Genomic DNA, 12,029 nt, shown 5'->3' on the forward strand with positions numbered 1-12,029 from the left:
GGTCGGGGGGGGGGGGCCCCCCCCCCCCGACCCCGAGCGCCACGCAGACCGAGGAGTCGACTCCTTCGACCCCGCCGCCGCCCACGAAGAGCGAGACGCCCACCACCCCGCCGCCGCCCACGCAGACGGAGACCTGTGGTCCCTTCGACTTCCGCTGTGAGGACGAGGAAGAGGAGACGGGCGGCACCGGCCCGGGTGGGGAGGACAACGGCGGCACGGACGGAGGCGCGAGCTCCTCGCCCGATCCCACGGAAAGTGAGGACCCGGGGGGCAGCAGGGGCAATGGCAACGGTGGCGGCGGCGGCTTCTTCGGAGGCCCGGCCGGCTGACCGCCCTCTCGCCTGAACTGGGTGTTTCACGTGAAACACGGGCCGCCGTACCCACCGGGTACGGCGGCCCTCGGCGTATCGCCGGCCAGGTACGGCAGGATGTGCGGCATGCCCAGTGGAGAATCGACGCAAGCGAGCGTCCACGAGCCGGAGCCGGTGCTGCCTACCGAGGAGGACCGGGTCGCCGCTGCCGGCAGTGAGCTGATCGGCGGGCCGCTCGGGCGACGCGCCCTGACCGGAAGGTCCTGGTGGACCCCGGTGCGGGTGATCGCGCTCGTGGCGATCGGTATGTTCGCGCTCGGCCTGGTGCAGAAGGCGCCGTGCTACAACGGCGCCTGGTTCTTCGGCGCCAGCTCCCAGTACACACACGCCTGTTACTCGGACATTCCGCACCTCTATCAGGGGCGCGGCTTCGCCGACGGGCTGGTGCCGTACTTCGACCAGCTCCCCGGGGACATGGAGTACCTCGAGTATCCGGTGCTGACCGGCGTGTTCATGGAGGTCGCTTCCTGGCTCACTCCCGGCAGCGGCAGCATCCAGGACCAGGAGCAGTGGTACTGGATGGTCAACGCAGGGATGCTCATGGCCTGCGCGGCCGTCATCGCCGTCTGTGTGACGCGTACGCACGCCCGGCGTCCCTGGGACGGTCTGCTGATCGCGCTCGCCCCGGCCGTCGCGCTGACCGCGACCATCAACTGGGACCTGCTGGCGGTCGCTCTGACGGCCGCCGCGATGTTGATGTGGTCCCGAGGACGTTCCCTCGCCTTCGGCGTCCTCCTGGGTCTTGCCACGGCCGCCAAGCTCTATCCCGTGCTGCTGCTCGGCCCGCTGCTGGTGCTGTGCTGGCGCGCGGGCCGATGGCGGCAGTACGGAACAGCCCTCGCCGGAGCGGCGGTCGCCTGGCTGGTCGTGAACGGCCCCGTGATGCTGTTTGCCTTCGACGGCTGGTCGAAGTTCTACACGTTCAGCCAGGAACGGGGCGTGGACTTCGGATCCTTCTGGCTGATCCTGGCGCAGAACTCGGACGACCCGCTGAGCACCGACACCGTCAACACGCTTGCCACATTGCTGATGCTGCTGTGCTGCGGGGGCGTCGCGGCACTGGCGCTCACCGCTCCCCGTCGGCCGCGCTTCGCCCAGCTCGCGTTCCTGATCGTCGCGGCGTTCGTTCTCACCAACAAGGTCTACTCACCGCAGTACGTCCTGTGGCTGGTACCGCTGGCGGCCCTCGCCCGGCCGAAGTGGCGGGACTTCCTCATCTGGCAGGCCGGCGAGGTGGCGTACTTCGTGGGCATCTGGATGTACCTCGCCTACACGACCAGCGGTGATGCTCACAAGGGCCTGCCCGTCGACGGCTACCACTGGGTCATCGGCATGCATCTGCTGGGGACGCTCTATCTGTGTGCCATGGTCGTACGCGACATCCTGATGCCGGAACGGGACCCGGTGCGCCGGTCCGGTGACGACGACCCTTCGGGCGGTGTGCTCGACGGAGCCGAGGACGTCTTCGTACTCGGCCCCGCGGACCGTCCCGCACGGCACGCGGTCCAGTTCGAAGGGCCCAGGGTCGAGTGGGGCAGAACGGGAGCCACAGGCGGTTCGCTCTGAGCGAACTGGCGCCATGGGACGCCCCGTCGGGGCGCATACAGGGCGGATGCGGGGCAGAGAAAGGCCGGGCACGGGAGATCCGTGCCCGGCCTTCTCGCCGTCAGCGGTCGACCAGCCGGTCATACTGCGTCGTGGTGTGCCGGAGATGGGCCACCAGTTCCTCGCCGACCTGCGGCTCCGGGGCGTCCGAGGGCACGAAGAGAATCGACACCTGCATGTGCGGCGGCTCGGCGAACCAGCGCTGCCTGCCACCCCAGACGAAGGGCGCGAGGTTCCGGTTGACCGTGGCGAGGCCGGCCCGGGCGACGCCCTTGGCGCGCGGCATGACCCCGTGCAGGGCCTTGGGCGCCTCCAGGCCCACTCCGTGGGACGTACCGCCCGCCACGACCACCAGGTAGCCGTCGGAGGCCGCCTTCTGCTGCCGGTAGCCGAACCGGTCCCCCTTGGCGACGCGTGTCACGTCCAGGACCGCGCCCCGGTACTCGGTCGCCTCGTGGTCGCCCAGCCACAGCCGGGTGCCGATCCGGGCGCGGAAACGGGTCTGCGGGAACTGCTGTTGCAGCCGGACCAGTTCGTCGGCCTTGAGGTGACTCACGAACATCGTGTGCAGGGGGAGGCGGGCAGCCCGGAGGCGGTCCATCCAGCCGATGACCTCCTCGACGGCGTCCGAGCCGTCGGTACGGTCCAGGGGCAGATGGATGGCGAAGCCCTCCAGCCGCACGTTCTCTATGGCGGAGTGCAGTTGGGCCAGGTCCTGCTCGCTGATGCCATGACGCCTCATCGAGGACATGACCTCGATGACCACACGGGCACCGACCAGGCCGTACACGCCGTCGACCGACGACACCGAGCGGATGACCCGGTCGGGCAGCGGCACCGGTTCCTCCCCCCGCCGGTACGGCGTCAGTACCAGCAGGTCACCACCGAACCAGTCCTTGATCCGGGCGGCCTCGTACGTCGTGCCGACGGCGAGGACGTCCGAGCCCAGCCGGGTGGCTTCCTCGGCGAGACGCTCGTGGCCGAAGCCGTAGCCGTTGCCCTTGCAGACCGGGACCAGCCCCGGGAACTGCTCCTGCACGTGCTTGTGATGCGCCCGCCAGCGCGCGGTGTCGACGTAGAGCGTGAGCGCCATGGCCGGACCTGGAACCTTTCTCGTGGCTGCGGTGTATCAAAGGTATGGGAGCCAACGAAGCCGTCGGGGCTGCGAAGACGAAGACCGTGACGAAGAACCCGTCAGCGCCGCGACATGTACATGTCGAGCGCCTTGTGGAGCAGCTTGTTCAGCGGGAAGTCCCACTCGCCGAGGTACTCGGCGGCCTGGCCGCCCGTGCCCACCTTGAACTGGATCAACCCGAAGAGGTGGTCGGTCTCGTCCAGCGAGTCGGAGATGCCCCGCAGGTCGTAGACGGTGGCGCCGAGCGCGTAGGCGTCCCGCAGCATCCGCCACTGCATCGCGTTCGAGGGCCTGACCTCACGGCCGATGTTGTCGGAGGCGCCGTAGGAGTACCAGACGTGTCCGCCGACGATCAGCATCGTCGCCGCGGACAGGTTCACGCCGTTGTGCCGGGCGAAGTACAGCCGCATGCGGTTGGGGTCCTCGGTGTTGAGGGCCGTCCACATACGCTGGAAGTACGACAGCGGGCGGGGCCGGAAGTGGTCGCGCACGGCCGTGATCTCGTAGAGCCGCTGCCACTCGGGCAGGTCGTTGTAACCGCCCTGGACGACCTCGACGTCGGCCTTCTCCGCCTTCTTGATGTTGCGGCGCCACAACTGGTTGAAGTTCTTGTGGACCTCTTCCAGGGAGCGGTTGGCCAGCGGCACCTGGTAGACGTAGCGCGGCTGGACGTCGCCGAAGCCGGCGCCGCCGTCCTCTCCCTGCTGCCACCCCATGCGGCGCAGTTTGTCGGCGACCTCGAAGGCACGGGGCTCGATGAAGTCGGCCTCCAGATCGCGCAACCGCTTCACGTCCTGGTCCTGGATACCCCTCTTGATGGTCGAGGCCTCCCAGCGCCGGATGATCACCGGCGGACCCATCTTCACGGAGAAGGCACCCTGCTGCTTCAGGTGCGCGAGCATGGGCTCGATCCACTCCTGAAGATTCGGCGAGAACCAGTTGATGACCGGGCCCTCGGGCAGGTAGGCGAGATACCGCTTGATCTTGGGAAGCTGCCGGTAGAGAACGAGACCGGCCCCGACCAGCTCACCGGTCCGGTCGTCGAACCAGCCGAGGCTCTCCGAGCGCCATTCCGCTTTGACATCAGCCCAGGCCGGGACCTGCATGTGACTAGCCGACGGCAGACTCTGGATGTAGGCCAGATGCTGCTCACGGCTGATGGTCCTCAGGGTCAGGCTCATTCGGGGCGCTCCTCGGGCTGGTGTGTCCCCATGGGTTCAGGGGCTCCGGCTCTCGCGCGAAGCCTACTGCGCCCAGGGGGCGCCCCGGTTGGGCGCACGGACCTTCACCCCGGCCGGCGGCCGGACGGGGCGTTCGACGGTGTGGTGGGACGCGTGGTGCCCGGTGCCGGTCGAGGAGTCAGCCGAAGAGTCCGCCGTGTGCCATGCCCAGAAAGAACCCGACCGCCGAGGCACCGAGCCCCAGGACGAGGCCGAAGCGCTCGCGCGTCGTCACGGAGATCCACTGGCCGTACGCGCCGATGAGGATCCCCACCAGACCGGTCCAGGAGCTGATCAGGTGCAGATGGTGGAACATCGCCGTGGTGAAGGACGTGATACCCAGCACCAGGGTCACAGCGAGCAGCGTGTCCTGGAGCGGATGAGGCTTGCCGTCCGTGGCGAACAGGCCTCCGGCGGTGTTGGGTCGCAATGCCTGTGCCATGGGCACCTCCTGCGAGAGTCGGCGGATCGTAGCGCCGTACACACCCGATGTGTACAGATTGACGCTCCTCACGGCCGGATTTCAACCGGAAGCCGCTGTGCGGGTACTCTGTAGCGTCTGCACCGGTGTCTGTCCGGACAGAATCCGGACACGAGCAGGGCAGGACCACGGTCCGTCCCCGCCGGTCCGGTAACCGCTGCCCGACTCGATGTCAGTGGCGGCTGTTTTACTGACGGACATCGTTGCGCAACGCATCACGACCCTCCTGCCACGGAACGACCGTGGCCGCTGAGTCCAAAGGAGGTGGGTTCCACATGCGTCACTACGAGGTGATGGTCATCCTCGACCCCGATCTCGAGGAGCGTGCAGTCTCCCCGCTGATCGAGAACTTCCTCTCCGTCGTCCGTGATGGCGGCGGAAAGGTCGAGAAGGTCGACACCTGGGGCCGTCGTCGTCTCTCGTACGAGATCAAGAAGAAGCCCGAGGGCATCTACTCGGTCATCGACCTGCAGGCCGAGCCTGCGGTCGTCAAGGAGCTCGACCGCCAGATGAACCTGAACGAGTCGGTCCTCCGGACCAAGGTCCTCCGTCCCGAGACCCACTGAGCTTTTCCGCTCAGCTGATCCCGGGATCCGAGTAGCAGGACAAGCAGCCAGCAGCAAACCCGCCGAGAGGTTCCCCCATGGCAGGCGAGACCGTCATCACGGTCGTCGGCAATCTTGTCGACGACCCCGAGCTGCGCTTCACCCCGTCCGGTGCGGCCGTCGCGAAGTTCCGTGTCGCGTCGACCCCCCGCACCTTCGACCGTCAGACGAACGAGTGGAAGGACGGCGAGAGCCTGTTCCTGACCTGCTCGGTCTGGCGTCAGGCGGCGGAGAACGTCGCCGAGTCGCTCCAGCGAGGCATGCGCGTCATCGTGCAGGGCCGGCTGAAGCAGCGGTCCTACGAGGACCGTGAGGGCGTCAAGCGCACGGTCTATGAGCTGGACGTCGAGGAAGTCGGCGCCAGTCTGCGCAACGCCACGGCCAAGGTCACGAAGACCACCGGCCGCGGTGGCCAGAGTGGCTATGGCGGCGGCCAGGGCGGCGGCCCGCAGGGCGGTGGCGCCCAGGGTAGCGGCGGCTGGGGCGGCGGCCCCGGCGGCGGCCAGCAGGGCGGCGGCGCTCCCGCGGACGACCCATGGGCGACCGGCGCTCCCGCCGGTGGCCAGCAGGGTGGCGGCGGGGGCTGGGGCGGTGGCTCCGGCGGCAGCGGCAGTGGCAGCGGCGGCGGCTACTCGGACGAGCCCCCCTTCTAGGTGGGCCGTACCCACACTTCTTGATCACACAGGAGAAACATCATGGCGAAGCCGCCTGTGCGCAAGCCTAAGAAGAAGGTCTGCGCATTCTGCAAGGACAAGGTCACGTACGTGGACTACAAGGACACGAACATGCTGCGGAAGTTCATTTCCGACCGCGGCAAGATCCGTGCCCGCCGCGTGACCGGCAACTGCACGCAGCACCAGCGTGATGTCGCCACGGCCGTCAAGAACAGCCGTGAGATGGCGCTGCTGCCCTACACGTCCACCGCGCGATAAGGGAAGGGTGACCGACAGATGAAGATCATCCTCACCCACGAGGTCTCCGGCCTCGGTGCCGCGGGCGACGTCGTCGACGTCAAGGACGGTTACGCTCGCAACTACCTGGTTCCGCGGAAGCTCGCGATCCGCTGGACCAAGGGTGGCGAGAAGGACGTCGAGCAGATCCGTCGTGCTCGCAAGATCCACGAGATCCAGACCATCGAGCAGGCCAACCAGGTGAAGGCCCAGCTCGAGGGCGTCAAGGTTCGTCTGGCCGTTCGCTCCGGCGACGCCGGTCGTCTCTTCGGCTCCGTCACCCCGGCCGACATCGCTTCCGCGATCAAGGCTGCCGGTGGTCCCGAGGTCGACAAGCGCCGCATCGAGCTGGGCGCGCCGATCAAGACGCTGGGCGCCCATGAGACGTCCGTGCGTCTGCACCCCGAGGTGGCCGCCAAGGTCAACCTCGAGGTCGTCGCCGGCTGAATGCCACGCTTGCTGACGCAGTGATCCAGTGAGTACATGGGGGCCGCACCCTTCTGGGTGCGGCCCCCATGGCCTTGTTTCACGTGAAACGGTCAGCGCGCGGCGCCCGTGACGACCCAGCGGCCCGAGCGGGTACGGAGCCACAGGGTCAACATGCGCACGCTCATCATGAGCGTCATCGTCGCCCACAGTGCGGTGAGCCCACCTCCGAGGGCAGGAACCAACAGGGCGACCGGAGCGAACACCGCGAGGGTCAACAGCATCGCCCAGGCCAAATACGGTCCGTCGCCGGCACCCATCAGTACCCCGTCCAGAACGAAGACGATGCCGCAGATCGGCTGGGACAGCGCCACGATCACCAGCGCCGGCAGAGCCGCGTCCTTGACCGTGGCGTCGCTGGTGAACAGAGGAAGAAACACGGGCCGGGCGAGGATCACCAGTGCACCGAGGACGACACCCGACGCCATCCCCCACTGGACCATGCGACGGCACACCTCGCGTGCCCCTTGGGCATCGCCGGCTCCCAGATAGCGCCCGATGATGGCCTGCCCTGCGATGGCGATGGCATCCAGCGCGAACGCGAGCAGGCTCCACAAGGAAAGGATGATCTGGTGCGCCGCGATATCGGAGTCGCCCAGGCGTGCGGCGACGGCTGTCGCGATCATCAGAATGGCCCGGAGGGAGAGGGTGCGTACCAGCAGAGGCGCACCCGCCTGGGCCGAGGCCCTGATTCCGGCGGCGTCCGGGCGCAGCGATGCCCCGTGTCTGCGCGCTCCGCGGAGCACCACGGCCAGATAGACAGCGGCCATGCCCCACTGCGCGATGACGGTGCCCCAGGCGGAGCCGGCGATGCCGAGGCCGGCGCCGTAGACCAGTGCGACGTTGAGGAACCCGTTGGCGAGGAAGCCCCCGATGGCGACGTACAGAGGGGTTCTGGTGTCCTGAAGGCCACGCAGGACTCCGGTCGCGGCGAGTACGACGAGCATCGCCGGTATGCCGAAGGTGGAGATTCGCAGGTACGTGATCGCGTAGGGGGCCGCTGTGTCGGAGGCGCCGAAGAGGTCCACGACGGCGGGCGCCGTGGGCAGGACGACGGCGACAACGGCGGCGCCGAGGAGCAGCGCCAGCCAGATGCCGTCCATGCCCTGGCGAATGGCCGAGGCCAGGTCGCCGGCCCCGACCCGGCGGGCGACGGCTGCTGTCGTGGCATAGGCCAGGAAGACGAAGACGCTGACGGCGGTCACGAGCAGAGCCGAGGCGATGCCGAGACCCGCGAGCTGTGCCGTGCCGAGATGGCCGACGATAGCGCTGTCGGCCATGACGAACAGCGGCTCGGCGACGAGGGCCCCGAAGGCCGGCACGGCCAGCATGATGATCTCTCGGTCATGCTGTCGTCGAGCGGCTCCGGGGCGGGCGGGGGCCTGTGTCATGTGCACCAATCTATCCGTCCACAGGTAAGAGATGCAAAGCCATTATGACCCTTACTTCATCGCGCAGGGTGTGTGCTTGGGTACACCGTGGGCCTGGATCTTGATCCGACCGGGGAAGTTTTTCTTCTGCACAACCGGTGGACGGCAAAGCCGCAGGTCAACAGCGCATGTGGCGAGGAGGTCGGAGCTTGTTCACAGGGCTGTCCACCGGCTCGTGCACAGGTTTTGTGCAGTTCTCCACAGCATTGGGCCGGTCGTCCACATGGCCTGTGGATAACCAGATTGGCTGACGGTGCCGACGGGCCTACGGTGGTCCGGCGCCCGCTCCGTCCACCGGTTTCACAAACGCCACAAAACCGGCGCGCGACAAACGGAGTCGGGCGTCCTATTTGTCAGTGCCGTGCCGTAGAACAGAATGGCGCGGCGAGGTCCGCTCGGCGGACGGGAGGAGGTGGCTCGGTGAGCATTTCCGAGCCCTTGGACGACCCGTGGGCCGACACCGGTCCCAGTGATCGTCTGCCCGCTTCCCGCCGTCGCGACGACCGCGGCCAGGGCCGCGACGAGCAGCACGACCGCGGCCGGGACAGCGACGGGTGGGACGGCGGAGGCTCCGCGTTCGAGAGAGTGCCGCCACAGGACCTCGATGCCGAGCAGTCCGTCCTGGGCGGCATGCTGTTGTCCAAGGACGCCATCGCCGACGTGGTCGAGATCCTCAAGGGCCATGACTTCTACAAGCCGGCCCACGAGACCGTCTACACCGCCATCCTCGATGTCTATGCCAAGGGCGAGCCGGCCGACCCGATCACGATCGCCGCGGAACTGACCAAGCGCGGCGAGATCACCAAGGTCGGCGGGGCCTCGTATCTGCACACCCTCGTCCAGACGGTTCCCACGGCGGCGAACGCGGCGTACTACGCGGAGATCGTGCACGAGCGTGCCGTACTGCGCCGTCTCGTCGAAGCGGGTACGCGCATCACCCAGATGGGATACGCGGCCGACGACGACGTGGACGAGATCGTCAACCGCGCGCAGGCGGAGATCTACGCCGTCACCGAACAGCGCACCAGCGAGGACTACCTGCCGCTCGGCGACATCATGGAGGGCGCCCTCGACGAGATCGAGGCGATCGGATCGCGCAGCGGCGAGATGACCGGAGTACCCACCGGGTTCACCGACTTCGACTCGCTCACCAACGGGCTGCACCCCGGGCAGATGATCGTCATCGCCGCGCGCCCCGCGATGGGCAAGTCGACGCTCGCCCTGGACTTCGCCCGGGCCGCGTCCATCAGGAACAACCTGCCCAGTGTCATCTTCTCGCTCGAGATGGGGCGCAACGAGATCGCGATGCGTCTGCTGTCCGCCGAGGCCCGTGTCGCCCTGCATCACATGCGTTCCGGCACGATGACCGACGAGGACTGGACGCGTCTGGCGCGCCGGATGCCGGACGTCTCGGCGGCGCCCCTCTACATCGATGACTCCCCGAACCTGTCGATGATGGAGATCCGTGCCAAGTGCCGTCGCCTGAAGCAGCGCAACGATCTGAAGCTGGTCGTCATCGACTACCTCCAGCTGATGCAGTCCGGCGGCTCCAAGCGCGCCGAGAGCCGCCAGCAGGAGGTCTCGGACATGTCCCGTAACCTCAAGCTCCTCGCCAAGGAACTCGAGGTACCGGTGATCGCGCTCTCCCAGCTCAACCGTGGCCCCGAGCAGCGCACCGACAAGAAGCCGATGGTCTCGGACCTGCGTGAGTCGGGCTCTATCGAGCAGGACGCCGACATGGTGATCCTGCTGCACCGAGAGGACGCCTACGAGAAGGAGTCCCCACGCGCGGGTGAGGCCGATCTGATCGTGGCGAAGCACCGAAACGGTCCGACGGCGACGATCACCGTCGCCTTCCAGGGCCACTACTCGCGCTTCGTCGACATGGCACAGACCTGACCCGTCATGTGGGTTCTCAGATCCCGTGGCACCGTCTCATTCGATCTTGGCACATGACGGCCTGTCCGTGAGACGCGCAGGTCAGGGGAGTGCGCCACGTCAGGGGCGCCGTCGGATCCAGGTCGGGTTCCGGCAGCGCCCATGAGGTGCGCGGGCCGGCTCGGGATCCCGCGCGTGGTGCGTGGCGTACCACTTCAGGCGGGCCCCGGCAGGCGCGGTACGGGGCGTGCGGCCTGCCGTGCCGTGTGGCCGCGCGGGATGCGGCTCAGATGACCAGGACCCGGCGCCCGCGCGTGTGACCGGCTTGGCTGTCGATGTGGGCCGCCGCGGCCTCGGCGAGCGCGTACGATTTCGCGACCGGGATGTGGAGTCGGCCCCACGAGATCATGTCGATGGCCTGTGCGAGCGCCGCGGGCATGCTGCCGGCCGTACCGGAGAACCGGGCACCGAACTCCGGCGCACCGAGATCGGCGATGGAGACGACCTTCTCCGGATTCCCGGTCAGCTCGACCAGCTCGCGGATCACACCCGAACCGGCCAGATCGAGAGCCGCGTCGACGGTACCGAGCCGCCGGACCCGCTCAGCCCAGCCCTCGCCGTAGGTGGTGGCGAGGGCACCGAGACCGCGCAGATACCCCTGGTTCGCGGCACCGGCCGTGCCGATCACCGTGATGCCGCGGTCGCGGGCGATCTGCAGCACCGCCGATCCGACTCCCCCGGCCGCGCCGCTGACCAGAAGAGTCTGGCCCCGCCGCACACCGGTCTCACCGATGACGCGCAGCGCGGTCTCCATCACGGAGGGGTACCCCGCCGCCTCCTCGAACGTCAGCTCCGACGGCATCCGGGCCCAGGCCGACAGCACGGCGGTCTCGGCGTAGGTGCTGGAGCCCTCGCCGAACACCCGGTCACCGACCTCGACCCCCACGACGCCCTCGCCGACCTCGTCCACCACCCCGGCGGCGTCGAGCCCGAGCCCGGAGGGCAGCTCGACCGGATGGGCCCCCAGGATCTGGCCTTCACGGATTCTCCAGTCGACGGGATTCACGCCCGCCGCCCGTACGGCGATGCGTATGTGGCCGGGGCCCGCGTGGGGCTCCTCGGCGTCAACGAGTTGCAGAACGTCCGGACCGCCGAACTCGGCGAAGCTCACCTTCTTCATGCCGCCGAACATAACACTAACCGATAGCTTTTCCTTACAGTTATTCTTTCGTACCTGGTAGTCTGCGTTCATGACCGTGGAGTCCGGACGCCGTGAGCGCAAGAAGGCCGCGACCCGCCAGAAGATCGCCGACACCGCGCTGCGCCTCTTCCTGGAACGCGGCTACGACGCGGTGGGCATCCGGGACGTAGCCGCCGAGGCCGACGTGGCCGTCACCACGCTCTTCTCCCACTTCGCCTCGAAAGAGGCCCTGGTGTTCGAGCAGGACGAGGACTTCGAGCAGCGCCTCACGCGGGCGGTCACCGGCCGGGCGCCGCACGAGCCGCTCATCCCCGCGCTGCGCCGCGAGATTCTGGCCCTGGTGCGGCATTGCACCGCGGAAAGCGCCGCCCCGATCTGGCGCATGATCGACGCCTCTCCCGCCCTGCGGAAGTACGAGGAGTCGATCCGCCTGCGCCACGCGGATGCCCTGGCCACGGTCATCGCCGCCGATTCCGGTCTGACCCGGAGCGAGACCGCCGCCCGCACCATCGCGCGGTTCGTGATCGACGCCTACTCACTGGCCCGCGAAGCGGCCGACCCCCAGGCCGCCCTGGACGAGATCTTCCCCATGATCGAGGCGGCGTGGGAGGCCACCCGTCCTGCTCCGAGCGCCGGTCCACGTACCGACACGGCGTGAGGCAGTGAG

General features: G+C 68.2%; 12 protein-coding genes. 7 read left to right on the forward strand and 5 right to left on the reverse strand.

What is annotated here, in order from left to right; all coding sequences use genetic code 11:
• Positions 1-428: 428 nt before the first annotated feature.
• Positions 429-1,937, forward strand: coding sequence for a glycosyltransferase family 87 protein (locus tag HTV45_RS28775; protein ID WP_215208823.1), 1,509 nt, complete (start codon positions 429-431; stop codon positions 1,935-1,937).
• A 100-nt stretch (positions 1,938-2,037) separates the two neighbouring features.
• On the opposite strand, the gene HTV45_RS28780 is transcribed toward HTV45_RS28775, so the two are convergent.
• The 3 genes from HTV45_RS28780 to HTV45_RS28790 all read right to left on the reverse strand — a co-directional run bounded on the left by HTV45_RS28780 (position 2,038) and on the right by HTV45_RS28790 (position 4,773).
• On the reverse strand, positions 2,038-3,069 hold the full coding sequence (locus HTV45_RS28780; protein ID WP_215208824.1) for an alanine racemase: 1,032 nt from the start codon (positions 3,067-3,069) through the stop codon (positions 2,038-2,040).
• A gap of 101 nt (positions 3,070-3,170) precedes the next feature.
• Positions 3,171-4,292 (reverse strand): peptidoglycan bridge formation glycyltransferase FemA/FemB family protein, encoded by a 1,122-nt coding sequence (locus tag HTV45_RS28785; RefSeq protein ID WP_215208825.1) that lies wholly within the window; start codon positions 4,290-4,292, stop codon positions 3,171-3,173.
• Positions 4,293-4,470: 178 nt separating this feature from the next.
• Entirely contained in the window at positions 4,471-4,773 is a 303-nt protein-coding gene (locus HTV45_RS28790) for a hypothetical protein (RefSeq protein ID WP_215208826.1), read from the reverse strand.
• Between the two features lie 314 nt (positions 4,774-5,087).
• Between HTV45_RS28790 and rpsF the strand changes: the two genes are divergently transcribed.
• From rpsF to rplI, 4 genes are all read left to right on the forward strand, one after another.
• The gene (rpsF, locus tag HTV45_RS28795; RefSeq protein ID WP_004985983.1) at positions 5,088-5,378 is read left to right on the forward strand and encodes a 30S ribosomal protein S6; all 291 of its coding nucleotides are present in this window, start codon (positions 5,088-5,090) and stop codon (positions 5,376-5,378) included.
• Positions 5,379-5,455: 77 nt separating this feature from the next.
• On the forward strand, positions 5,456-6,070 hold the full coding sequence (locus HTV45_RS28800) for a single-stranded DNA-binding protein (protein WP_215208827.1): 615 nt from the start codon (positions 5,456-5,458) through the stop codon (positions 6,068-6,070).
• Positions 6,071-6,112: 42 nt separating this feature from the next.
• The gene (gene rpsR / locus HTV45_RS28805) at positions 6,113-6,349 is read left to right on the forward strand and encodes a 30S ribosomal protein S18 (protein ID WP_003949403.1); all 237 of its coding nucleotides are present in this window, start codon (positions 6,113-6,115) and stop codon (positions 6,347-6,349) included.
• A gap of 18 nt (positions 6,350-6,367) precedes the next feature.
• Positions 6,368-6,814 (forward strand): 50S ribosomal protein L9, encoded by a 447-nt coding sequence (gene rplI / locus HTV45_RS28810; RefSeq protein WP_103545903.1) that lies wholly within the window; start codon positions 6,368-6,370, stop codon positions 6,812-6,814.
• Positions 6,815-6,906: 92 nt separating this feature from the next.
• Here the strand turns inward: rplI and HTV45_RS28815 are convergent, their stop codons facing one another.
• A complete protein-coding gene (locus HTV45_RS28815) occupies positions 6,907-8,244 on the reverse strand; it encodes an MATE family efflux transporter (protein ID WP_215208828.1) in 1,338 nt (445 codons plus the stop codon).
• A gap of 459 nt (positions 8,245-8,703) precedes the next feature.
• Between HTV45_RS28815 and dnaB the strand changes: the two genes are divergently transcribed.
• Complete coding sequence (gene dnaB, locus HTV45_RS28820; protein WP_215208829.1) at positions 8,704-10,182, forward strand: replicative DNA helicase; 1,479 nt, start codon at positions 8,704-8,706, stop codon at positions 10,180-10,182.
• Positions 10,183-10,447: 265 nt separating this feature from the next.
• Here dnaB and HTV45_RS28825 read toward each other — a convergent pair whose 3' ends face one another.
• Positions 10,448-11,341, reverse strand: coding sequence for an NADP-dependent oxidoreductase (locus HTV45_RS28825; protein WP_215208830.1), 894 nt, complete (start codon positions 11,339-11,341; stop codon positions 10,448-10,450).
• 70 nt (positions 11,342-11,411) lie between these two features.
• On the opposite strand from HTV45_RS28825, the gene HTV45_RS28830 reads away from it, so the two are divergent.
• Positions 11,412-12,020, forward strand: a complete 609-nt coding sequence (locus tag HTV45_RS28830) for a TetR/AcrR family transcriptional regulator (RefSeq protein WP_215208831.1) — start codon at positions 11,412-11,414, stop codon at positions 12,018-12,020.
• Positions 12,021-12,029: the final 9 nt, after the last annotated feature.

The organism is Streptomyces sp. CHD11, from assembly GCF_018638295.1.
Taxonomy (GTDB): domain Bacteria; phylum Actinomycetota; class Actinomycetes; order Streptomycetales; family Streptomycetaceae; genus Streptomyces.

Bases quoted from the DNA above. Each gene is read 5' to 3' on its own strand.
- HTV45_RS28775 (WP_215208823.1), top strand. From the start codon at position 429: ATGTGCGGCATGCCCAGTGGAGAATCGACGCAAGCGAGCGTCCACGAG.
- HTV45_RS28780 (WP_215208824.1), bottom strand. From the start codon at position 3,069: ATGGCGCTCACGCTCTACGTCGACACCGCGCGCTGGCGGGCGCATCAC.
- HTV45_RS28785 (WP_215208825.1), bottom strand. From the start codon at position 4,292: ATGAGCCTGACCCTGAGGACCATCAGCCGTGAGCAGCATCTGGCCTAC.
- HTV45_RS28790 (WP_215208826.1), bottom strand. From the start codon at position 4,773: ATGGCACAGGCATTGCGACCCAACACCGCCGGAGGCCTGTTCGCCACG.
- rpsF (WP_004985983.1), top strand. From the start codon at position 5,088: ATGCGTCACTACGAGGTGATGGTCATCCTCGACCCCGATCTCGAGGAG.
- HTV45_RS28800 (WP_215208827.1), top strand. From the start codon at position 5,456: ATGGCAGGCGAGACCGTCATCACGGTCGTCGGCAATCTTGTCGACGAC.
- rpsR (WP_003949403.1), top strand. From the start codon at position 6,113: ATGGCGAAGCCGCCTGTGCGCAAGCCTAAGAAGAAGGTCTGCGCATTC.
- rplI (WP_103545903.1), top strand. From the start codon at position 6,368: ATGAAGATCATCCTCACCCACGAGGTCTCCGGCCTCGGTGCCGCGGGC.
- HTV45_RS28815 (WP_215208828.1), bottom strand. From the start codon at position 8,244: ATGACACAGGCCCCCGCCCGCCCCGGAGCCGCTCGACGACAGCATGAC.
- HTV45_RS28825 (WP_215208830.1), bottom strand. From the start codon at position 11,341: ATGAAGAAGGTGAGCTTCGCCGAGTTCGGCGGTCCGGACGTTCTGCAA.
- HTV45_RS28830 (WP_215208831.1), top strand. From the start codon at position 11,412: ATGACCGTGGAGTCCGGACGCCGTGAGCGCAAGAAGGCCGCGACCCGC.